Annotated in this window: 20 protein-coding genes; 16 read left to right on the top strand and 4 right to left on the bottom strand. The window is 56.5% G+C overall.

Going from position 1 to position 23,423, the window contains the following annotated elements; genetic code table 11:
* The first annotated feature begins 3 nt into the window (after positions 1-3).
* From fliR to AC2IBB_RS26040, 16 genes are all read left to right on the top strand, one after another.
* Positions 4-789 carry a flagellar biosynthetic protein FliR gene (gene fliR / locus AC2IBB_RS26115; RefSeq protein WP_486329635.1) on the top strand — a complete coding sequence of 262 codons (786 nt, stop codon included), beginning with the start codon at positions 4-6 and terminating at the stop codon, positions 787-789.
* An 87-nt stretch (positions 790-876) separates the two neighbouring features.
* Entirely contained in the window at positions 877-2,013 is a 1,137-nt protein-coding gene (gene flhB / locus AC2IBB_RS26110; RefSeq protein ID WP_486329634.1) for a flagellar biosynthesis protein FlhB, read from the top strand.
* A gap of 107 nt (positions 2,014-2,120) precedes the next feature.
* Entirely contained in the window at positions 2,121-4,289 is a 2,169-nt protein-coding gene (gene flhA / locus AC2IBB_RS26105) for a flagellar biosynthesis protein FlhA (protein WP_486329633.1), read from the top strand.
* Between the two features lie 36 nt (positions 4,290-4,325).
* Positions 4,326-5,624, top strand: coding sequence for a flagellar biosynthesis GTPase FlhF (flhF, locus tag AC2IBB_RS26100; protein ID WP_486329632.1), 1,299 nt, complete (start codon positions 4,326-4,328; stop codon positions 5,622-5,624).
* Positions 5,625-5,680: 56 nt separating this feature from the next.
* Entirely contained in the window at positions 5,681-6,493 is an 813-nt protein-coding gene (locus AC2IBB_RS26095; protein ID WP_486329631.1) for a MinD/ParA family protein, read from the top strand.
* Between the two features lie 178 nt (positions 6,494-6,671).
* Complete coding sequence (locus AC2IBB_RS26090) at positions 6,672-7,385, top strand: RNA polymerase sigma factor FliA (protein ID WP_486334000.1); 714 nt, start codon at positions 6,672-6,674, stop codon at positions 7,383-7,385.
* 183 nt (positions 7,386-7,568) lie between these two features.
* Complete coding sequence (gene cheY, locus AC2IBB_RS26085) at positions 7,569-7,943, top strand: chemotaxis response regulator CheY (protein ID WP_486329630.1); 375 nt, start codon at positions 7,569-7,571, stop codon at positions 7,941-7,943.
* 19 nt (positions 7,944-7,962) lie between these two features.
* Complete coding sequence (locus tag AC2IBB_RS26080) at positions 7,963-8,754, top strand: protein phosphatase CheZ (protein ID WP_486329629.1); 792 nt, start codon at positions 7,963-7,965, stop codon at positions 8,752-8,754.
* 11 nt (positions 8,755-8,765) lie between these two features.
* Positions 8,766-11,246, top strand: a complete 2,481-nt coding sequence (locus AC2IBB_RS26075) for a chemotaxis protein CheA (RefSeq protein ID WP_486329628.1) — start codon at positions 8,766-8,768, stop codon at positions 11,244-11,246.
* A gap of 55 nt (positions 11,247-11,301) precedes the next feature.
* A complete protein-coding gene (locus AC2IBB_RS26070; RefSeq protein ID WP_486329627.1) occupies positions 11,302-12,480 on the top strand; it encodes a protein-glutamate methylesterase/protein-glutamine glutaminase in 1,179 nt (392 codons plus the stop codon).
* Positions 12,480-13,217, top strand: coding sequence for a flagellar motor protein (locus AC2IBB_RS26065; protein WP_486329626.1), 738 nt, complete (start codon positions 12,480-12,482; stop codon positions 13,215-13,217). The genes AC2IBB_RS26070 and AC2IBB_RS26065 overlap by 1 nt, the downstream gene beginning before the upstream one ends.
* 48 nt (positions 13,218-13,265) lie before the next feature.
* On the top strand, positions 13,266-14,048 hold the full coding sequence (gene motD, locus AC2IBB_RS26060; RefSeq protein WP_486329625.1) for a flagellar motor protein MotD: 783 nt from the start codon (positions 13,266-13,268) through the stop codon (positions 14,046-14,048).
* Between the two features lie 288 nt (positions 14,049-14,336).
* Positions 14,337-15,152 (top strand): ParA family protein, encoded by an 816-nt coding sequence (locus tag AC2IBB_RS26055; RefSeq protein WP_486329624.1) that lies wholly within the window; start codon positions 14,337-14,339, stop codon positions 15,150-15,152.
* A 50-nt stretch (positions 15,153-15,202) separates the two neighbouring features.
* Positions 15,203-16,450: a chemotaxis protein CheW gene (locus tag AC2IBB_RS26050; protein ID WP_486329623.1), complete on the top strand. Its 1,248-nt coding sequence runs from the start codon at positions 15,203-15,205 to the stop codon at positions 16,448-16,450.
* Between the two features lie 125 nt (positions 16,451-16,575).
* Positions 16,576-17,061 (top strand): chemotaxis protein CheW, encoded by a 486-nt coding sequence (locus tag AC2IBB_RS26045; RefSeq protein WP_011398905.1) that lies wholly within the window; start codon positions 16,576-16,578, stop codon positions 17,059-17,061.
* A gap of 37 nt (positions 17,062-17,098) precedes the next feature.
* A complete protein-coding gene (locus AC2IBB_RS26040) occupies positions 17,099-17,509 on the top strand; it encodes a DUF2802 domain-containing protein (protein WP_486329622.1) in 411 nt (136 codons plus the stop codon).
* A gap of 100 nt (positions 17,510-17,609) precedes the next feature.
* Here AC2IBB_RS26040 and AC2IBB_RS26035 read toward each other — a convergent pair whose 3' ends face one another.
* The 4 genes from AC2IBB_RS26035 to AC2IBB_RS26020 form a co-directional block, all read right to left on the bottom strand.
* Positions 17,610-18,260 (bottom strand): hypothetical protein, encoded by a 651-nt coding sequence (locus AC2IBB_RS26035; RefSeq protein WP_486329621.1) that lies wholly within the window; start codon positions 18,258-18,260, stop codon positions 17,610-17,612.
* Positions 18,261-18,334: 74 nt separating this feature from the next.
* Positions 18,335-19,258 carry a leukocidin family pore-forming toxin gene (locus tag AC2IBB_RS26030; RefSeq protein WP_486329620.1) on the bottom strand — a complete coding sequence of 308 codons (924 nt, stop codon included), beginning with the start codon at positions 19,256-19,258 and terminating at the stop codon, positions 18,335-18,337.
* Positions 19,259-19,590: 332 nt separating this feature from the next.
* Complete coding sequence (locus tag AC2IBB_RS26025; protein WP_486329619.1) at positions 19,591-20,274, bottom strand: hypothetical protein; 684 nt, start codon at positions 20,272-20,274, stop codon at positions 19,591-19,593.
* Between the two features lie 184 nt (positions 20,275-20,458).
* On the bottom strand, positions 20,459-23,209 hold the full coding sequence (locus tag AC2IBB_RS26020) for a cation-translocating P-type ATPase (protein ID WP_486329618.1): 2,751 nt from the start codon (positions 23,207-23,209) through the stop codon (positions 20,459-20,461).
* Between the last annotated feature and the right edge of the window lie 214 nt (positions 23,210-23,423).

Genomic DNA, 23,423 nt, shown 5'->3' with positions numbered 1-23,423 from the left:
AGGGTGTTCGAGTGGACGGACGAACAGATCGGCGCCTGGGTGGGCATGCACCTGTGGCCTTTGTTCCGTATCTCCAGTTTTATGATGACCACGCCGATTCTCGGAACCCAGATTGTGCCCGCACGCGTGCGCCTGACGTTGGCGTTGTTGATGACGATACTGATTGTTCCCTCGTTGCCGCCAGTGCCGGAAGTGGACCCGCTATCCGTCAACTCAGTGGCGATCATTATTCAGCAAGTGCTGATCGGTTTGGCCATGGGGTTCGCCGTACTGCTTTTGTTTCAGTTATTCGTGGTGACCGGGCAGATTGTAGCGATGAATATGGGGCTGGGCTTCGCATCCATGGTGGACCCGACCAATGGCATCACGGTTACAGCGTTGAGCCAGTTCTATCTGATGTTGGTGACCTTGTTGTTTCTGGCTATGGGCGGTCATCTGGTGATGTTCGAAGCGGTAGTGGAAAGCTTCCGCTTTCTGCCGATTTCAGCACAGGAGGTCGATGTATGGTCCTGGTGGTATCTGGCCTCGCGCATCAGCTGGATGTTCGCCAGCGCATTAATGATCGCCCTGCCGGCGGTGACGGCGCTGCTGATTGTGAATATTTCTTTTGGCGTGATGACCCGCGCCGCGCCGCAGATGAATATTTTCTCCATCGGCTTTCCGATGACGGTGCTGTTCGGACTGATCGTGTTCTGGATCAGCATTGGCGGCATATTGCCGCAATTCACCGTACTGAGCGAGAGCACCTTTGATTTCATGCAGGTCATGCTGCAACCCCCTCCGCCATAATCCGGAGGGGAGAACCTACGCCACGGACGCGGCGTCAGACATGTGTGTTGGATGCGTAAACCGAAGTTAAGACGAGCGTAACAGGCGATGGCCGAAAACGACACCAGCCAGGAAAAGACCGAGGAACCTACCCCCCGAAAAATTGAGAAGGCGCGGGAGGAAGGGCAGATTCCCCGATCCCGCGAACTGAACACGACGGCGGTATTGCTGGCGGGCGCAGTAGGTTTGTTGGTATTTGGAACTTCCATTGGCAAGGCGCTGGAAGACGTTTTCCGCGCGGGCTTTACCCTGACCCGGGAAGAAATATTCGATGCGCACCAACCGATGATTCATCTGGGGATGGCGGCGCTGGAAATGGCGATCGTCCTGGTTCCTTTCATGGCGGTGCTGTTGGTGGCGTCGGTGCTGGGACCCATTGCGCTGGGCGGCTGGATGATGAGCGCCAAAGCGGCGGCGCCGAAGTTCAGCCGCATCAACCCGCTGGCGGGACTCAAGCGGATGTTCTCCCTGAAATCATTGATGGAGCTGTTCAAGGGGATCGCCAAGACGCTGGTGGTGGGCGGCGTCGCCTTGGTTATTCTGAATCACTCTATTCCTGATCTGCTGGCGATGGGAGCGGAAGATACGGCAGTGAGCATGGCGCACGCCTGTACGCTGTTGGCCTGGAGTTTCCTGTTTCTGGCCAGCTCAATGATCCTGATAGCGATGGTGGACGTGCCTTTCCAAATGTATGACCACCAGAAGAACCTGCGCATGACAATGCAGGAGATCAAGGACGAGTACAAGGACACGGAAGGCAAGCCGGAAGTGAAGCGACGGGTGCGGGAAGTGCAGTACGAGATGAGCCGGCGACGTATGCTGCAGGACGTGCCCAAGGCCGATGTGGTCATCACTAACCCGACGCATTTCTCCGTTGCTTTGAAATATGACGCCAAGAAAATGGCGGCGCCAATTGTGCTGGCCAAAGGCGCGGATCACATGGCGATGAAAATCCGGGAGATCGCTAACGCCCACAAGATAGAGCTGGTGTCAGCGCCGCCCTTGACCCGCTCCATCTATCATCACACGGAAGTGGGCGAGGAAATTCCCTCTGGCCTGTATCTGGCGGTGGCGCAGGTGCTGGCGTATGTCTTCCAGTTGCGTCGTTATCGCGGCGGCTACGGCAAGAAACCCCAGGGGATGCCTGACTTCAAGATTCCTTCTCATCTGCGCAGGGACCAGTAAGTTAAGCTGGGCTCCGCCCAGGCTTACTTTTCCCCGTAGCGGCACAGTTCCTGCAGACACTCCAGGGAAACGGTTTTTTCCGTCAACCTTTTGTCGTTTGGAGTGTTATGGAACGAGCTGCCGCGATCAACAACCTGAAGAACCTGGCCCAAGGCAACCTGGGCATTCCGGTGCTTCTGATGGTGTTGTTGGGCATGATGACGTTGCCGGTGCCGCCGTTCCTGCTCGACGTCTTCTTTACCTTCAATATTGCATTGTCCCTGGTGATCCTGTTGGTGTGCGTGTACGCCATGCGCCCCATGGAGTTCGCCATTTTCCCGACTGTGCTGCTGGTGGCCACGTTGCTGCGGCTGGCTCTGAACGTCGCCTCCACCCGGGTGGTGTTGCTGGAGGGCCATGAGGGCGGCGATGCGGCGGGGAAGGTTATTCAATCGTTCGGTGAAGTACTGATCGGAGGCAACTACGCGGTCGGTCTGGTGGTGTTCGCCATTCTCATGATTATCAACTTCGTGGTGGTCACCAAAGGCGCAGGGCGGGTATCCGAAGTGAGCGCACGCTTCACTCTGGACGCTATGCCCGGTAAGCAAATGGCCATTGATGCGGACTTGAACGCGGGCATTATCAATCAGGAAGAAGCCAAGGCGCGTCGGGCGGAAGTATCGCAAGAGGCTGACTTCTACGGGTCCATGGACGGCGCCAGCAAATTCGTACGGGGCGATGCGATTGCAGGGCTGCTGATCCTGGCTATCAACCTGATTGGCGGTCTCTCCATTGGCATCATACAGCACGATCTGGAATTCAATGACGCTGTGCAGAAATATGCGCTGCTGACGATCGGTGACGGTCTGGTGGCGCAGATCCCCTCCTTATTGCTCAGCACCGCGGCGGCCATCATGGTGACACGCGTCAGCACCCAGCAGGATATGTCCAGCCAGGTGATCAACCAGATGTTTGGGTCTCCTCGGGCGCTCGCCATTGTCGCCGTTGTCCTGTTCATCATGGGAGTGATTCCGGGGATGCCGCACATGGCGTTTCTGGGGCTGGCGACGGTGTTTGGCGCAGCGGCGTACTTCATGTGGAAGCGCCAGCAACAGTCTGAAGTCGTGGATGAAGGCGTGACGCCTGGGCCCAGACGTCCTGGCGCGCCCTCTCAGCCCGGCGGCGGTCCCGCGCTGGCGCCGGGAGAAAGCGCGCCGGCGGTGCGTGGACCCGAGACCAAGGAACTGGGCTGGGACGATGTGGCCAGCGTGGATATCGTCGGGTTGGAAGTGGGGTATCGCCTGATTCCGTTGGTGGATAAATCGCAGGGCGGGCAGTTGCTGGCTCGTATCAAGGGCGTACGTAAGAAGCTGTCCCAGGAATTAGGCTTTCTCATGCCTTCCGTTCATATCCGTGACAATCTGGATTTAATGCCGAATTTTTACCGCATCACCCTGATGGGCGTCACCATTGCTGAAGCGGAAATTCATCCGGACCGGGAAATGGCCATCAACCCCGGTCAGGTTTTCGGCAAGCTGGACGGCATTCAGACCAAGGACCCCGCCTTCGGGCTGGAGGCGGTGTGGATTGATCCGTCCCAGAAAGAGCAGGCGCAGACGCTGGGCTATACCGTGGTGGACTCCAGCACGGTGGTGGCGACGCACCTGAATCAGGTGCTCAGCCGTCACGCCTATGAATTGATCGGCCATGAAGAAGTACAGCAGTGGCTGGAGCAACTGGGCAAGAAGGCGGCGAAACTGGCGGAAGAACTGGTTCCCAATACCGTTTCTCTCAGCACCCTGTTGAAGGTGCTGCAGAATCTGCTGCAGGAAGATGTGCCGGTGCGGGATATGCGCAGCATTGCGGAAGCCATCGTCAACTTTACGCCGAAGACCCAGGACGCCGGTATTTTGACGGCGGCGGTGAGGGCGTCTCTGCGTCGCCTGATCGTCCAGAACATAGTGGGGGCGGAGCCTGAGCTGCCAGTGATCACGCTGGACCCCGGGTTGGAACAATTACTGCTTAAATCCATGCAACAGGCGCAACAGGCCGGCGGCATGGATGATATCGGCCTGATTCTGGAACCGAGCATGATGGAGAAACTGCAGCGCTCACTGGCGGAAGCGGCGCAGCGTCAGGAAATGCTTGGTAAAGCGGCGGTTCTGCTGGTGTCCAACAGCCTGCGCCCGGTGTTGGCGAGGTTTATTCGACTCAGCGTGGAGCGCATGCATGTTCTGGCCTATCAGGAAGTGCCGGACAACAAACAAATCACCATCGTGGCGACAATCAGTGGGTAATCCCGTGCGGGCTCGTGGAGCCGGGAGACTAACATTATGAAAGTGAAACGTTTTTTTGCAGCATCAATGCAACAGGCTTTAAAGGATATTCGTGATGACCTGGGCGCGGACGCCGTCATCCTGTCCACCAGTAAAACTGGCGATGGGGTGGAGGTGATCTGTGCACTGGATTATAACGAGGAAGACCAGCGCACCAGTATGCCGCAACCGGAGCAGGGCCCTCGTCCCACGCCGTCTGCGGTGGCCAGGGAGACCGCGGACCGTCACCGTCGTTTGGAAGACGAAATGTCGCGGGTGCGGGAACGTCTGGAGACGTTGAAAAGCAACGCCAAACCGAAGGCGGAGCCCGCGCCGGCATTTGCCGCAATGGAACCGGCGACGCCGCCGTCCCGGCAAATCGGCGCCGAAGAACCGGAAACCTCGCGTATGCTGGCGGAAATGCGGGAAGAGATCATGCAGCTCAAAAACATCATGCGCCAACCCGCCGCGGCTCGCCTGGAAGAGAACGAAGGGCTCCGCGAGTTGACTGAGCGCATGCAGGAAATGGGCGTTTTCCGGGAACTGCAAACTGCGCTCACCGCCAAGGCGGACCCTCGCAAAGGCGTGCAGGAGCAGTGGCGTAATCTGATGGCGCGCCTGGCGCATGGCTTGAAGGCGGAGAATGAGGAACTGATTCACCAGCGCGGCGTATGTGCGTTACTGGGGCCGACTGGTTCCGGCAAGACCACCACTCTCGCAAAGCTGGCGGCGCGTTTTGTCGTTCATTATGGCGCCGAAAAACTGGCGCTGATCACCACTGACCGTTTCCGGGTGGCGAGTCAGCAGCAACTGCAGTCCTTTGGTCGCTTACTGAATGTGCCGGTATACGTGGTGGATGAAGAGAACAGTCTGGACAACTTGCTCGACCGTCTCGCCAACAAGCGTTTGGTGTTGATTGATACCGCCGGATTGACGCCGCAGGACCCGAACTGGGAACGCCAGCAGAAAGACTTGAAAGTGACCCGTCACCGCATCAGAAATTATCTTGTATTGTCGGCAGTTAACCAACCGCAGGTCATGAAATCCACCTATCATTACTATAAGATGTTGGGGCTTTCCGGCTGTATCATGACCAAACTGGATGAAGCGTTCAGTCTGGGGGAAGTGTTGAGCATGGCCATCCTGAATCGGCTTCCGGTTGCTTATGTCACTGACGGACAGAAAATACCCGATGACATTCATCCGGCGAAAGCGCATGCGCTGGTGGCGCGCGCGGACGCACTGTGGCGGCGGACCCGGCGGGAGACCAGACAAACTAATAACACCAGTCGCTTCGCTGCGGAACTGGTGGTCTAAACTATTGAGTGCGGGATCAACGCCGCGCCGTCTAATAACAGGAGATATCTACCGGTATGAGTAAAGTACATCCGGTTCAAGTTATTGCAGTCACCGGAGGAAAGGGGGGTGTCGGCAAGAGCAATGTTTCCATAAATCTGTCCCTTGCGTTAGCGGACCTGGGACGTCGCGTGGTGCTGCTGGATGCGGACCTCGGACTGGCCAATATTGATGTGCTGCTCGGCGTCACCGCCTCGCGCAATATCGGGGACGTGCTGGCGGGGGATTGCACCCTGCGGGAAGTGATGATCGAAGGGCCGGGCGGAATTAAGATCGTTCCGGCTTCATCCGGCACCCAGCATCTTACTCATCTGTCTCCTCTTGAACATGCGGGCCTGATCAACGCCTTCAGCGACATCAGCGACGACCTGGATGTGCTGGTGATTGATACGGCGGCGGGTATCTCCGAACAAGTGCTCTCATTCGTGCGCGCAGCGCAGGAAGCTCTGGTGGTGGTGTGCGACGAACCGACTTCGATTACCGATGCATACGCGGTCATCAAACTGCTGAACAAGAACCACGATATGTACCGGTTCCGGGTGCTCGCCAACATGGTTCGCTCCGAGCAGGAAGGGCGGCACTTGTTCGGTAAATTATCCAAGGTCACCGAACGTTTTTTGGAAGTTGCGCTACAATATGTAGGAAGCATTCCATTCGACGAAGCCGTACGCAAATCGGTGCAACGGCAACGTCCTGTGTACGAAGCCTATCCGCGCGCCAAAGCATCGCTGGCGTACCGCCAGCTGGCGCAGAAAGTGGATAACTGGCCGTTGCCGACGGCGCCGAGAGGCAATCTGGAATTCTTTGTGGAGCGTCTGGTGCACGGTTAGACATGCGCCGGACGGAATGCGAGGGCCCGCCCGGCGGCTATATCCCGGGCGCTTGCGATAAGGCGTGATGGCTGCGCTGGACATATCCTCAAACACCCATGAGAACGTTTTTGTTGAAATCATCCGGTTCATTGCAGGCCTTGCGCGCAAATTCATGTCACTGGCGAACACTTATATGATGTACAGCGAGACGCGGGCGGAGCGCGCCGACACTCTGGTCAGGCAATACGCGCCTCTGGTCAAGCGCATCGCGCATCACCTGATAGCCCGCCTGCCGTCGAGCGTGCAGGTGGATGATTTAATCCAGGCGGGCATGATCGGCCTGCTGGAAGCTGCGCAGAAATATGACGCGGGCAAAGGCGCCAAGTTCGAAACTTACGCAGGCATCCGCATTCGCGGCGCCATGGTGGATGAAATCCGCAAAGGCGACTGGGTGCCGCGCTCCGTGCACCGTAACGCCCGCAACATCGCGGAAGCGATACACAGTATAGAAGCCCGCACCGGCAGAGACGCGTCGGATGCGGAAGTGGCGGCAGAGCTGGGTATACCCCTGGAGCAATACCACGCCAGCCTGCGCGACGCCAGTTCGGGGAAGCTGTTCAGCCTGGAAGAGCTGGGCTTTCACGGGGAGGGCGGTGCTGATGACGAGACATTGACCGCGGACAACCCCCTCAGCGACATCGAACAAAACGCCTTTCTGGAAAAATTGAGCGCCGCAATAGACGGATTGCCGGAACGGGAGAAGCTGGTGCTGTCTCTCTACTATGACGAAGAACTCAACCTCAAGGAAATCGGCCAGGTGCTCTCAGTCAGCGAGTCCCGGGTCAGTCAGATTCATTCCCAGGCGACACTGCGGCTGCGATCCCGTCTCTCAGACTGGAAAAACAGCTAAATCAAGCCATTGCCTGCGTAGGTTAATGTTTTTTCGAAATCAGCAGCCTGCGGTCATGTTTTCTAAAACAACTTGTATCAAAAAACTGGATAGTACGGCGCGACCAGCTAGACTTACTCAGTAGAGTAATGAAATCAAAGGGTTTCCAGCGTCGCCATTGTGGAGGTTACATTGGACAAAAACATGAAAATCCTCGTTGTAGACGACTTTTCAACAATGAGGCGGATTATTAAAAACCTGCTTCGGGATTTGGGCTTCACCAATACCGATGAAGCGGATGACGGGTCCACCGCGCTGCCGATGTTAAAAACCGGGAAGTTTGATTTTCTGGTCACCGACTGGAATATGCCTGGTATGACGGGAATCGAATTACTCCAGGCTGTTCGCGCTGATGAGAGTCTGAAAAACCTGCCGGTGCTCATGGTGACGGCGGAAGCCAAACGGGATCAGATTGTCGCAGCGGCGCAAGCGGGGGTTAACGGGTATGTGGTGAAGCCGTTTACTGCGGCCGTGTTGAAGGAAAAGATAGATAAGATCTTCGAGCGGATCGACTCATAATAAAACCGCAGGAATTACTATGACCAATGAACAGCAGCCACCATCCTCCTCCCAAGAGGACATCGAGGCGCGCTTGAGCGAGCAGGCGGCGAGCTTGATGGAGCACGTCAGCAAGGGGGACTTTGGCGAAGCGTTGCGGGTAATTTCCGATCTTAATGACACCCGGGACCGCACGCTGTATCACGAAGTGGGCAAGTTGACCCGTTCGTTGCACGAAGCCATTCGCAATTTCAATATCGACATGGGCAACGTGAAGATGAATCAGGAGGAGGAAATGTCGAAGATCGCCGACGCCTCCGATCGTCTTTCCTATGTGGTCGATATGACTAACAAAGCCGCCAACAAAACCATGGATATGGTGGAGGCGAGCATGCCCGTGGCGGTGGAGATGAAGCAGGAGGCGCACGAACTCAAGGAAGCCTGGGCGCGGTTGCGGCGTCGGGAAATGGACCCCTCGGAATTCCGCGAGCTATACAAGCGCATCGATAAGTTTCTGGTGGATCTGGCTGCTAACAGCGACAAGGTGTACACCAACCTGTCGGAAATTTTGCTGGCCCAGGACTTTCAGGACCTTACCGGACAAGTCATCAATAAGGTCACTGGTCTGGTCAGGGAAGTAGAAGTGAATCTGGTCAAACTGGTCGCCATGGCGGGCAAGGTTGACCGCATAACAGGCATTCAGCATGAGCTGAAAGCTGAAGAAGAGTCTATTACAAAAGGGCACGGCCCGCAGATCCAGACCGAAGGACGCTCAGATGTCGTCGCCAGCCAGGACGACGTGGACGACCTTCTTTCCAGCCTTGGTTTCTGAGGAGCACATGAATGGGGTTTGAAGCGGACGAAGAAATCCTGCAGGACTTTCTAGTCGAAGCGGGAGAAATTCTTGAACAGCTCTCAGAGCAGTTGGTGGAACTGGAGCAGAACCCGGACGACCGCGATCTGCTGAACGCCATTTTCCGTGGGTTTCACACCGTCAAAGGCGGCGCCGGCTTCCTGCAGTTGGAGGCTCTGGTGGAATGCTGCCACGTGGCGGAAAACGTCTTCGACCTGTTGCGCAACGGCCAGCTTAGCGTCGACTCCGAATTGATGGATGTCGTGCTGCAGGCGCTGGACGCCGTCAACGAGATGTTTTCCCAGGTGAAAATGAGGGAGGAACTTACCCCGGCTGCTCCCGAACTGATGGCGGCGCTTGAACGATTGGCCAGCGGCGAATCCGCCTCGGCGGGCGGCGGCGAGGAAGAGTCTCTCGAAGAAACCGTCGAAGAGCATGAAGACGAGCCCGAAGATGAAGTGGAGGTGCCCGTCGCTTCGGCGGAAGGCGACATCACTGACGATGAATTCGAGAATCTGCTCAACGCCCTGGATGACGAAGAAGGCGGCGCCAAGGCCGAAGCATCGGGTTCAAAAGAAGAAGGTGATGAAATCACCGAGGATGAGTTCGAAAAATTGCTGGATCAGCTGCACGGCCCCGGTAAATTCGGCGAAGCCAAAGAAAGTAAATCAGCCAAGGCCGCTCCTGAACCGGCTCCGGTTCCCCAGGACGATTCTGCTGAAGCCGTGTCCGCCGGCGACAGCGATGAAATTACCGACGATGAATTCGAAGCCTTGCTGGATGAACTGCATGGCAAAGGTAAATTTGACGGCGCCGTAACCGATGGGGCTGAGCAGAAGAAAGCCCCTGCCGCAGAGAAGAAAGAAAAGCCTGCGGCGAAAGCCGAGCCGAAAAAGGACGTAGAGAAAAAAGAGGGCGCCGCCAGCGACTCCGAGCTGATCACCGACGACGAGTTCGAAAAGCTACTGGACGAATTGCACGGCTCAGGCAAGGGACCAAGTCCTACTCCGGGAGCGAAGCCAGCCGCCGTAAAACCGGCGGACAAGGCTGCCGCCAAAAAAGAGCCCGCCAAGAAGGAACCTGTCAAGAAGGAGCCAGTAAAAAAAGAGCTGCCCAAAGTCGTCAAACCCGCGCCAGCCCGCGCCGAGCCGGACGAAGAGCGGCGTCAGCCCGCCCCGAGCGCCGCCAGCGCTGCGAAAGAAGCACAGGCCAGCATCGCGACGGAAACCACGGTGCGGGTGGACACCAAGCGTCTCGACGACATTATGAATATGGTGGGCGAGCTGGTACTGGTGCGTAACCGCCTTAAGCGTTTGGGCGAAGAGTTCGCCGACGAGAGCATGAGCAAGGCCGTGTCTAACCTGGACGTAGTCACCAGCGATTTACAGTCCGCCGTCATGCAGACGCGGATGCAGCCGATCAAGAAAGTCTTTGGCCGCTTCCCTCGTGTGGTGCGGGATTTGGCGCGTAACCTGCGTAAAGAAGTCAACCTGGTGTTGCGCGGAGAAGATACCGACCTCGACAAAAACCTGGTGGAAGCCCTGTCAGATCCGCTGGTTCACTTGGTGCGCAACGCGGTGGATCACGGGATCGAATCCCCCGAGGCGCGCGAGCAAAAAGGTAAGCCGAGAGTCGGACGCGTGGTGCTGGCGGCGGAGCAGGAAGGCGATCATATTCTACTGTCCATCGAAGACGACGGCGCCGGAATGGACCCGGTGGTATTGCGTCAGAAAGCGGTGGAGAAAGGTATTTATGACGTGGACGCCGCCGAGCGTCTCACTGACAACGAAGCTTATAACCTGATATTCGCGCCGGGATTCTCCACCAAGACGGAAATATCCGATGTGTCTGGGCGCGGCGTCGGGATGGACGTGGTGAAAACCAAGATCACCCAGTTGAACGGCACCATTCACATTGAATCGGAGTTGGGACGCGGCTCCCGCATTGTGATTAAAGTGCCGCTGACGCTCGCTATCATGCCGACACTGATGGTGATGCTGGGGGATCAGGCGTTCGCTTTCCCATTGGTGAGCGTGGTGGAGATTTTCCATCTTGACCTGACGCAGACCAATATCGTTGACGGTCAGGAATGTATTGTGGTGCGCGAGAATGTGTTTCCGCTGTTCCACATCAAACGTTGGCTGGTGAAAGGGGCGCAGTTCGAGCCCACTGATGAAACCGGCCATGTGGTGATTGTCTCCGTGGGCACCAAACGGGTGGGCTTTGTGGTCGATCAACTGGTTGGTCAGGAAGAGGTGGTGATCAAGCCTTTGGGCAAGATGCTGCACGGTACGCCGGGTATGGCGGGGGCCACCATCACTGGAGATGGACGCATTGCGCTGATACTGGACATTCCCAGCATGCTCGGACGCTACGCCAAGTCCAGCAAAGTTTACGGTCGGCCGACGTTCAGGAAGAGCCAGTTGGTGACGGACTCTGATGAAACGGAGCCCGCGGCTTCCGCAGGCTGAGCGCCTGACGCAAGGCGCAGCGGCGGAGTGATTTCCAAAAACGGGAGACCGATGAATGGCCTTAAAGGTCCTGGTAGTAGATGATTCGGGATTTTTCAGACGTCGCCTTTGCGAGATCCTGAACTCCATAAGCGATGTCAATGTCGTCGGCACGGCCAGCAACGGCCGCGAAGGCGTGGAGATGGCGCTTAAGCTGAAACCCGACGTCATCACCATGGACTACGAAATGCCGGTCATGGACGGCATTACCGCAGTCAAGGAGATCATGCGGTCTCAGCCCACGCCGGTATTGATGTTTTCCTCTCTCACTTATGAAGGCGCCCGGGTGACGTTTGACGCCCTGGAAGCCGGCGCGGTGGACTTTCTGCCCAAGAGCTTTGAGGCTATGTCCGGCGACGCCTCTAAAATCAAACGCTTGCTGCATGATCGTATTAAAGAGGTCTCACGGGCCAAATATCGCATGTCCGGCGCGTCCGCGCCCGCTGCCGCGCCTGAACCCGCCAAGCCTGCTGCGCCGGCGCCGGTAAGAGAGCCGCCCAAACCTGTCGCCCCGGTCTCTCGTCCCGCCGAACCCCGCGCCAAAGCGCCTCCCGCCAAGCCTGAAGCAAGGGCGGAGCCAAAGCCGGAGGCGAAAGCGACGAAGTCGCGGCGGACCCCGCGCCAGGATTATAAAGTGGTGCTCATCGGCACCTCCACCGGCGGTCCGGTGGCGCTGCAAAAAATTCTCACCCGCTTGCCCGCCGCCTTCCCTGCGCCGCTGGTATTGGTGCAGCATATGCCGGCCTCTTTTACGCCAGCGTTTGCTGAACGTCTGAATCGTTTGTCGCAACTTTCCGTCAAACAGGCGGAGAACGGCGAAATCCTCAAGCCCGGATGGGCCTACATCGCTCCCGGCGGCAAGCAGACGCTGATTGAGCGCGTCGGCGCCCAGGCGCGGGTCAAGATCCTCGACGGTGATGAGCGGCTGCACTATAAACCCTGTGTGGACGTGACATTCGGCTCCTGCGCCAAGATGTTTCCCGGCAAAGTACTGGGCGTCATCCTGACCGGCATGGGCGCGGACGGCCGCGAAGGGTGCCGGATGTTGAAGGAAAGCGGTTCTGTGGTCTGGTCTCAGGATGAAGCGACCAGCGTCATTTACGGTATGCCGATGGCGGTGGCCACCGCCGGTCTGTCGGATGAAGTATTAGCTCTGGATGAATTTGCGCCGCGGTTGATTGACGGTGTCGGCTAATGGATCTACTCAGCATCGTGGGCGTCCTGATCGCCCTGGTGGCGATCATCGGCGGCAACCTGATCGAAGGCGGCGATGTTTCCTCCCTAATGAACCTGCCGGCCGCTCTGATCGTCATCGGCGGCACCCTCGGCGCGATAGTGCTGCAACACTCCGGCAAGGTGTTGAAGCGCTCGTTCAAGCAATTCCTCTGGGTGTTTCTCCCTCCCTATATCAGTTTTGAAGACGGCATTCAGAAAGTGATTTCCTGGAGCATGGTGGCCCGTAAAGAAGGGCTGCTGGGGCTGGAATCGGTGGCGGAAAAAGAGCGTGATCCATTTTCCCGCAAAGGTCTGCAACTGCTGGTGGACGGCGCGGAGCCGGAGTCCATCCGCAGCGTCATGGAACTGGAGCTTAATAGCCGTGAACAACGTGAGCTGGACGCGAGTAAAGTCTATGAAGCCATGGGCGGCTACGCGCCGACTCTGGGGATTCTGGGCGCAGTGCTGGGATTGATCCAGGTGATGAGCCATCTGGAAGACCCTTCCATGCTGGGTCCGGGCATCGCCACCGCCTTCGTCGCCACCATTTACGGAGTAGCCCTGGCGAACCTGTTTTACTTTCCCATCGCCAATAAACTGAAAGGCATCGTGCATGAGCAATCGCTGCTCAGGGAAATGATGATCGAAGGCATTGTCGCCATCGCCGAAGGGGAGAACCCCAAAGCGATAGAGCTGAAGCTGAAAGGTTTTCTGTGATGACGTCAGTTGTTAACCCTCCATCTCGCTGAGCGGGAGTCGCCATCTATGAGAAAGCGCCGCCGCAATCGAGAAGAGTCCCATAACCATGAGCGTTGGCTGGTGTCCTATGCGGACTTCATCACTCTGTTGTTCGCCTTCTTCGTGGTGATGTATTCCGTGTCTTCCGTCAACGAGGGCAAATACAAAGTACTGTCTGAAACTCTGGAGGGGGTGTTCAACGCCACACAACGCAGTATTAACCCCATACAAGTAGGGCAGCAGACAGCGGCCCCTCCGCAAAGCGATGCGCCAGCGATACAGCCCTTTAACAGTCCGGAGGACCCAGCTGGCGAAACGTCGGAAGAGCAAGCCGGCGAGCGGCTGCGGGAAATTTCCAATCGCTTTAATTATCGGCTGAAAGGGTTGATTGGGCAGGGCATGGTGTCCATCAACGAAAACGATAACTGGATCGAGCTGTCCCTGCGCAACAACTTGTTATTCAACAGCGGCGACGCCGTACCGGTGGACGCAGCCTTCAACCTGATCGACGGCATCGCCGGTATTCTCAAAGATTACCCCAACGCTATTCTGGTAGAGGGGTTTACCGATAACGTGCCTATTCGCAGTTCAGTTTATCCTTCCAACTGGGAGCTATCCTCTGCGCGCTCGGCGGCGGTGGCGCGCCTGTTGATCATTGGCGGCGTTGACCCCAGGCGTCTGGCGGCGGTGGGGTACGGCGAATATCAGCCGGTCGCCCGTAACGATACTTCGGAGGGGCGGCAAAGAAACCGTCGGGTTGTCCTGCTGGTGGCCAAAGACGCCAAAGTCCGTCTGACCATGAGGCGCTGACTGATCTGGCTAAATGCGCCGTTTCCCGTCTGCTGACGACATATCCTGCTGAAATAGGCTGTTGGATGTCAGCGTTGGCATACATCGTGCAAATTTAACATGACGAAAAAGGAAACAGGATTGCGGCGCTGGCTTGCCGTTAATCTGCACAAGAATTGTCATTAATGACCGTCACTGTGAGCTTCTATACTGTCATTAGCAGCTCTGTTGAACGCAGGTAAATGAGCGTAGCAGTCACTCTGTGACGAGTCGTCATCAAACTGGTTATCAACGCGGGGAGTATCGACCGTGCGAATCTGGACCGTCGCGAATCAAAAAGGAGGCGTGGGTAAAACCACCACCGCCGTCGCCCTCGGCGGGATTCTGGCGCAACAAGGCAAACGGGTGCTGTTGCTGGACCTTGATCCGCACGGCTCGCTGACGTCTTATTTCAAATATGACCCGGACAGTATCCGCGGCAGCGTATACGACTTATTCATGCATCAGGGCAAGGTGCCGGCGGATTTGCCGCGCACGCTGATCCGCGATACCAGCCACCCCAATCTCAAGCTGTTGCCTGCGTCGACGGCGCAGGCCACTCTGGAGCGCAAAATGGTAGGCGTGGAAGGCATGGGGTTGATCATTTCCAAGTCTCTGGCGCATTTGTGGGATGACTTCGATTACGCTTTTCTGGATAACACGCCCGTGCTTGGCGTATTGCTTATCAATGCGTTAGCGGCCTGTCAGCATATTCTGATTCCGGTGCAGACGGAGTTTCTGGCGCTGAAAGGACTGGAGCGTATGCTGCATACCCTTGGCATGGTGATGAAGAGTCAGAAGAATCCACTTTCCTATACCGTCATTCCCACCATGTTTGACCGCCGCACTCAGGCGTCGGTGCAGACCTTTCGCACACTGCGACACCAGTATGGCGACGTGGTCTGGCGCTATGCGATTCCCGTAGACACCAAATTCCGCGACGCCAGCAGGGCGGGTGTGATTCCTTCCATGTACGACGCCGCCACTCACGGCGTGCGCGGCTATGAAAAGCTGTTGCATGACCTGTTGGAAGCCAACGTAGGGTTCAACCCGCCGCCCCAGGCCCAGGCGGGCGGCGCGGCGTAACGTAAGGGCGGCGATAGTCGCCGCAGGCATTAAAGGATATTAGTTGAGTAATGGCAGATAAGCAGTTCGCCGATCCTGATAACTACGATAAGGCAGTCCTCGATTACATTGACGACCTGCTGCGTCCCCCTGCGCCGGAACCGGCCGAGCAGCCGGAAAAGGGTAAGGGGGATGAAGCCCTGAGCGCAGCGACGCCCTCGCAAGCGGAAAAGGCCGTAACGACTGCTTCTTCGGACGACTCCGAAGCGGCGTCGCCGCCTGCACGGGCCAGCGAAGGCGTGAAGCCGCCTTCGACGCAGACTGAACCTCAACCGACAACGCCGCAACCGGCGAAATCCCGGGAGCAAAGTGCTGAGATGACGCCCTCCCGCGATTCGGTATCGCCAGGGAAGGAGGTGAACATGAACACGGTGGAGAAAGAAAGCCCATCGTCGCACTCGGCGGCGGAGGCGCTACTGGAGCAGGGGCGCATGACTCTGGCGCGGCAGCGCATGCTCGCCCGGCAGGCGGAGCAGGCGCGATTGGCGTTGCAGGAGCCGCCCAGGCTGGTGATGCCGATGCCAAAAGTGGCTCCTCCGCCGCCAGCGCAGACGGAGAAAAAACCGTCTGTGGCGGAACGAAGCGCGGCGTTGCGGGAAAAGCTAAAGCAATGGCGTGGCCCGGAGCCGAAAGAAGAAGCGCAGGAGCCGCAGTCGCTGGCGCGTCAAAAAATTGAGGCGAGGCGTCAAGAACGTGACGCGCCGAAAGAGGTGGCGCCGGAGGTGACGGAGCAGGTGGTCGCCGCTGTCGCGGAAGGCTCTGGCGGCTCTTCGGAAGGTAGGGCGGCCAACGGCAGACCGGCGTGGGCGCAAGAGCGTTTTGAGTGCCTTCTGTTCAACGTGGCGGGGCTGAAGCTGGCGGTGCCGCTGACTTCCCTTGGCGGCGTGCATGCGATGAATCATGAAACCACGCCGTTGTTCGGCATGCCTTCCTGGTTCGTGGGGCTGATCCCCGTGGCGGGAATGAATGTGCGAATAGTGGATACGGCGCAATGGGTCATGCCCGATCGCTATAAAGCGGAATATCGGGAAAATATACGCTATATCATTCGCTTGCATGATTCCGAATGGGGCCTCGGCTGCGATTTCATTGCGGAGGCGTTCACGCTGGACCCGGATCAGGTACGCTGGCGCAGCGAAGGTTCCAAACGGCCGTGGCTGGCCGGTACGGTTGTGACGCATATGTGCGCCTTGCTGGATGTGGACGGGCTGGAGCAACAGCTGAATCAATCCTCGGCTAAAGCAGGCAAAAAGGCCTGACGCTGTTTTTGTCCACAGCGAGGGAGTCCAAAATCCGCTGGCATAGATCCTGCGTTGTTCTATATTAATTAAGTACAAATGCTAGAAATTTGACGCTCGGCGTCGGGATAAAGAGGTTAATCGCTATGGCATCCTATTCAGGGCAGGGCCAAAGTTCAGAAGATCCGATTCTGCAATACGTGACCTTCAAGTTGGATCATGAAACTTATGGCATCAATGTTATGCAGATCCAGGAGGTGTTGCGCTATACGGAAATCGCCCCGGTGCCTGGCGCGCCGGACTACGTTCTCGGCATCATCAATCTGCGCGGCAATGTCGTCACTGTTATCGACACCCGCAAACGGTTTGGCTTGTCGGAAGCGGAAGTGAGCGACCACACCCGGATTGTGGTGATTGAGGTGGATAATCAAGTCGTGGGTATTCTGGTGGATTCCGTGGCGGAAGTGGTTTATCTGCGGCAATCGGAAATGGAAACGGCTCCGAATGTCGGCAACGAGGAAAGCGCCAAGTTCATTCAAGGCGTGTGCAACAAGAATGGAGAGCTGATAATTCTGGTGGAATTCGAAAAAATGATGTCGGAAGAAGAATGGTCCGAGGTGGCGTCCTTGTGACCGGTCTTGTCCAATAGCTGGCGCGGGAGGGTAGGTTATGAATCCGCAATTCATGAATTGGGAGCTGCTTGTATCCCTGTGTTTCGGGCTGTTTGTCGCCATCGCCTGTTTCACGATATGCCGGATGCAGGCCAAGCGCATTGTGCGTCTGGAAATTGAAGTCGGTCAGATGCGGGATAAGCTCAATATGCTCTCCGACAGCGGCATAGGCGTAGGCCGCAAGGTGGTCTCAATCGATCAGCGCCTGAAGGTCGCAGAGCTCAAACAGAAAGAACTGCAAACCATGGATGTGCAAAAGGTGTCCTATAACGAAGCGGCCAGGCTGTTATCGTTGGGCGCGGAAGTGGAGGATTTGGTGAAAGCCTGTGGGTTGACCAAAGCCGAAGCGGATCTGATCAAGGCATTGCACTCCAGTCAGAGCGGGGCGCAGAAACCAGCGCGACATTGACGTCGACTCACTCTGTCTGAACGAGTCCATCCGTCTGGAACGGACGGGTACGATTTTTTTTGGCCCGGCTGTGGCGCTGTCGCCGCAGCCGGGTTTGTCGTTATAGCGTTTCTTTATTTTCCTTTTCCTGTTTCAGTAAGGCCACCGCCAGTTTCACATCTTCTGACAGAGAACTCTCTTCGCCCTTTTTTATCACCGGCAATACCATAAAATGCACGCCTCCATCCGCAGTGATTACGCTGGTGGCGATGATTGCGTCGCCCTCGGTGGCGGCGCCGTAGTAGTTGGCGATAATGTCCGCCGGTTTTTCCGTCAGGCCGCCCAGCCGCTCCGCTTCGGTGTTGTCGAACAAGAGTATCTCACCGGATTGAGAGAGCTTCTGCAGTAGCTTTTCCGTCTGTGGGTCGAAAGGGAAATTGCTGGTGTCGACGTAGCGCACTCCTTCCGTCTCAATAAAGTCATACAACTCGGCGCTGAGTGATGTGGAGGCCTGCGAGACCCAGGGGCCGCTATCCTGAACAGGTTCTTCCGCATCTTGAGGGGGGGCCGCACTCGTCTGCTGGGTGGTCTCCTCCAAAAAACCGGGAGATACGCCCGTTTGCATTCCATCGTGACTCTCGATCTGTATTCCTGCCTCAGTGGATTGCGGGGCGGCGTCAGAGGCTGCGCTATTATCGCCTGCGCTGGATAAATAGACGCCCACAGCCAGGCATATAGGCGCGCCCCATAAAACCAATTTTTTTACTGACATAATGATCACCTTCTACTTGTCATGTCCGCTGGAAGTGGCTCCCCTTGGGGGAGCCGTCAGCCTGATGGGGTCCGTTAGTGGTACAGGCCGTCCTTCCATGAGATAGACACGACGCGATTGGCTTTGGTCCACTCGCTGTAGTCGTGGTAGCCCTTCCAGCTGAAATTGGAGTGGAAAGAGCACCAGTCGCGAGCGAAGTGGTAATGAGTCTTCTGCCAGTTCGCTTCCAGCTTCAAGCGCGTGTAGTCGACGCCGTCGTTCAAATCGTATTTGCGGTACAGCACCACCGCTTCCGGTTTGAAGTCTGACGTCATCACTGTCGGCAATTCGCTGGTCGGGATGAGGTTGTTGATGCCACAGCCCCAGAACAGATAAGTCCATGCGTAAAGCAGGTTATCTTTCGGCGGAGTACGGTGTTTGATGGTCTGGTTGACGATATTCCAGGTTACGCCCTCGTTGCCCTGGTCAAAATCCGTCACCGTCTTGAACTCTTCCTGATTGTAGGTAATCCGTGTGCTCCAGGAGACGCCGCCGTTGATGCTTGGCGATTCCTCGTTGAGCGTAAAACCCAGGTTGAAGTCCGTTGATTCGCTCACCTGAGCGCTGGAGATAGTGTTGGAGGGAGCGTGACTCAGGTGGCGCAGTCTGGAGCCGTCCTGATATCCCACTTTTAGCTGGAACGCCGTCGGCACCGTATAACGGTAGTCCGCGCTGGTTCCTGACTCATACAGAGTCTGACGGGAAGGCGCGTTGCTCATGTCGAACCCCGAGCCTCCGTTGAGCACCAGTTTCACTTCCTTGATCCCTTCAGGATAGTGCGACTGGTTCCAAGCGTTTTGTACAGTGTAAACGAGCCGGATGCGTTTGCTCCTGGCGTCGCTGTCGTCCAATTCGTACAAAGTGCTGGTGTAAGATTGAATAGTGTCTCCCGCGTGGGCGAGGCCGGCTGTGAAACACAGCCCGGTTAACACGTTTGCATACAGCTTTGCGGTTCTCATACTTATTTTACCTCGCGTCAGCTTTTACTATTTTTGTTGTTGGCCTATGCAGATTGAATTAAGAAAAATTCAAAAAGAACAGGTTTCTGTATCGTATAAGTAGGTTTTTTGACCTGCAATTGGCTCATGATAAGTTGTCATGTTGAGCCCTGATGATGGCGTGAAAAGATAACCATAAACCTAACCGACAAAGGTGTTGCGGCGTTTGTCTGGCTTATACTGGAAGAGGTGGGAAGGCTGAAACGCCAGACCTGGCGCGGTGTTTCGCCGATTAGGCGTTACGTGATGGAAAAGGACGGCGCGGGTGCGCCGTCACTGATGAAAGCTGAACGTTATTTGGTCTCTTCTGGCGCCGTGTTGGGTGTGGCGGCGGTATCCGCTTTTTTCGCACGAGGAGCGCGGGGCGTTTTGGCGCTACTTGGTTTTTTGGGCGCAGCGGCTTTGGCTGGTTTACTTGCGCCTGCAGCGCTGGATTTTGACGCTGGCGCCTTACGGGTAGTGCTTTTGGCGGGTGTTTTCTTTGCAGCTGGTTTTTTAGCTGTGGTCGCCGTAGTGGTTGAGCCTGTCTTTTTGGCGGCGGTTTTGGGTGTCGCCGGTTTGCTGGCGGTTGTTTTTTTCGCCGCAGGCTTTCTGGTGGTGGTCTTAGCTGAAGAAGCCTTCTTGGCCGTGGATGTTTTCGCTGGCGCTTTTGCCGTTAGTGCTGCAACAGGCGCTGGTTTTTTCAATGTGGCCAGACCCAGACGATCCATGAACTGTTCTTGCAGCGCGTTGATTTCATTGACCACCTTCTGATATTCGGCCTGGATTTTCTTGAGCTCTTTTTCTCTCAGCTCTTCCAGCTCCTTGATCAGCTTCATCACCGGCTCTTTAATCTGCTTTTGAATTTCTTCCGCTTGCTTATAGAAATCCGCAAGAATCGCCTGTATCTGCTCGGTGGCTTTATGCAGTTCTTTGGAAACTACATCTCCCAACTTCTCGATGTTCTTTTTGACGATGCCCTTCTCTTTTTTTGCCATTGTGTTACTCCAGTGTGATAAGCCAAGCGTTATATATTATTTATCGTTGAAACCGGCAGGCAGTTGATGCATCCGGAATCCCTTTCGCGACAGGTTATTTCTCTATCGTTCAGCACAAGAAATAACCTGATAATGTCCTGCAACTATTATGGGAAATATTTGAATATTCAACCTAATTCCAGGGCTAATCGCTGTTTTTTTGACCTTTAACGGCGCCCATAACACATTTCTCAATTTCGGTGATGACAAAGACGCTGGAGCCTACGACGGTGATAGCGAGCCAGTCGTACAGCGATAATGCGGTGGAATTGAATAGGCCCTGCATCGGTGGCGCGTAGGTGAAAAAAAGTTGGAAAATAATCAGAACTGCGACGGAATAGAGCGCCATCCGGTTGCTGGTGAGCTGGCGCCAGGACTTGATGTTTTCCATAAGCATGCGCGTGTTGAAGAGATAAAAAATCTCAAACATTACCAGCGTATTGACCGCCATGGTTCGGGCGTGGTCCAACGTTGCTCCAGAGGATCGCGTCCACTCGAATAGCCCGAAAGAACCGAGCACCATGATCAGGGAAACGCTGAGCACCCGCCACAGCAGCAGAGGGTCCAGCAATGACTCTCCCGGTCGTCGTGGCGCGCGAGCCATGATATTGCGCTCCGCAGGCTCGAAAGAGAGCGCCAACGCTAACGTTACCGCAGTGATCATATTGATCCAGAGGATTTGCACTGGCGTAATCGGCATGGCGACGCCGAGTACGACGGCGGCGAGTATCATCAACGCCTCGCCGCAACTGGTGGGCAGCACAAAGACGATCGCTTTCTTGAAGTTGTCAAAGATGCGGCGACCTTCTTCTACGGCGGCGGTTATGGTGGAGAAGTTGTCATCCAGCAGAATGATCTGTGCGGCCTCCTTGGCGACCTCGGTTCCTTGCCGCCCCATAGCGACGCCGATGCTCGCGCGTTTCAGAGCAGGCGCGTCGTTGACGCCGTCGCCAGTCATGGCGACGATTTCTCCCGATTGTTGCAGCGCCTCCACCAAACGCAACTTATGCAAAGGCGTCGTGCGGGCGAATATATTGCAGCGTAAGGCAACGGCTCTAAGCGCATTATCGTCCAGATTGTCGATTTCAGCGCCAGTGATTACGCCGTCGCCTATCGGAAGCTGAATAGACTCCGCAATGGCTTGAGCCGTTTTGGGGTTGTCTCCAGTGATCATTTTGACCACGATGCCCGCCTGCAATGTTTTCGCCAGCGCGGCAGCCGTTTCCTCGCGGGGTGGGTCGATCATGGCGACCGCCCCGATAAACTGAATACGCTCAGGCGGCAGCTGGGGCGGCAGGGCGGGCAAGGCTCCCGGTAACTCAATGTAAGCAAAGGCCAGCAGACGCTGTCCCTGCCTCGCGCGTTGATTGAAACGTTCGCTCCAACGCTGAGTGTCTTCTGCGGATAAGGTCTTGGAGCATAGTTGCAATACCTTTTCCGGCGCGCCTTTAATGCAGATAAAGTGCTGGCCGTGACTATCGTGATGCAGGGTCGCCATGTAGAGGTTTTCTGCACTGAAAGGAAGAACATCCAGCCGGGGATGTTCTTTGCGGGCTTGCTGGCTGTCCCAGCCGGCTTTGGCCGCGAATGTTACGAGAGCGGCTTCTGTCGGGTCTCCCTGGGGCGTCCAGACGCCGTCATGTTTATGAATGTCTGCGTCATTACAGAGCAGGGCTGTCAGGCTGAGGCGCGCCAAATCCGGTTCACTTTGTGCGTAGACGACCAGCTCATGATGGATGATTTCTCCATGGGGATCGTAACCGGCCCCGGAAACATTCATGCTTTTTTCGTGTAGATCGAGACTGACCACGGTCATCTCGTTTTTGGTCAGGGTGCCTGTCTTATCGGTGCAGATGACCGTAACGGCCCCCAGGGTCTCCACCGCAGGCATGCGGCGCACGATCGCGTTGCGTTTCGCCATCATTTGAACGCCCAGCGCCAATGTGATGGTGAGTATCGCAGGCAGTCCTTCCGGGATGGCGGCGACGGCCAATCCCACCGCCGCCAGGAACATGTCGTCGGCGCTGTAGTCCCGCAGCCAATAGCCGGTGATGAAGCAAATCACTGAGAGTAAGAGTATCCACCAGGACAAGCTGGCGCTGAACTCCGCCATTTGTTTCAGCAAAGGCGTCTCAATGGCGCTGACCTCGCGCAGCAGCGCGCTGATTTTACCGAATTCGGTGTTCTCTCCGGTGGCCACCACGACGCCATGTCCCTGACCGCGAGTCACCAGAGATCCCGCGTAGGCCATGCAGGTGCGGCCAGCCAGCTCAGTGTCGGGTGCGGTGGGGTGGATTTGTTTATGAACCGCTTCTGACTCGCCTGTCAGCACCGCTTCACTGATGAGCAGGTCGCTGGTTTGTGTCAGTCGCAAGTCTGCGGGCGCGCGATCGCCTGCTTGCAGCAGCACGATATCGCCAGGAACCAGCGCGCTTGCGGGTATCGACTGCAAGCGTCCGTCTCTGCGTACGCTGACAGTGAAGGTCACCATACGCCTGATAGCCTGGAGGGCTTTTTCGGCGCGACCTTCCTGTAAATAGCCGATCAGCCCGTTAATAATCACCACCATTAATATCACACTGGCGTCAACCCAGTGTCGCATGAGCAGCGTGATGGCGGCGGAGAGCAGCAGAACATAAATAAGCGGGTTGTTGAACTGGCGCAGAAGTCTTTTCCAGGCCTTTTCTCCTGACTGCGCCGCAATGATGTTTTCACCGTGGCGCAGCAGACGCCTCTCCGCTTCGCTGGCGCTTAGACCGTCCGCATTGGTCTTCATGGCGGCGAGCGCGGTGTCTGCAGGCAGCGCATGCCAGCAATCCGGCGGTGTATTCTGGGGTGCTCTAGAGAGGGCTTCAGGAGTGGGGGCAGGGCATTGAGGAGTCTGAAGTCCGTTCATTGTATCGCCTTTATCTTTTGGTCACGCTGATCTGCGTCTCTGTTTATCCGGCGGACAAACAGCTTCCTTCTATTTGTCTGCAACTTGTCTGCAACTTGTCTGCAACGACAGGGGCTGCATATGTCTGGCCCTGTCTCCCGCGGCTGGCCGCCGCGCAGGCGCATCCATGCGCCTGTGTATTAACATGCCAATATCATTGCCATGTTAATACTAT

The organism is Hahella sp. NS-SX17, assembly GCF_057367735.1.
The sequence above is the reverse complement of the archived record's forward strand: the minus strand, read 5'-3'. Positions and strand labels throughout refer to the sequence as shown.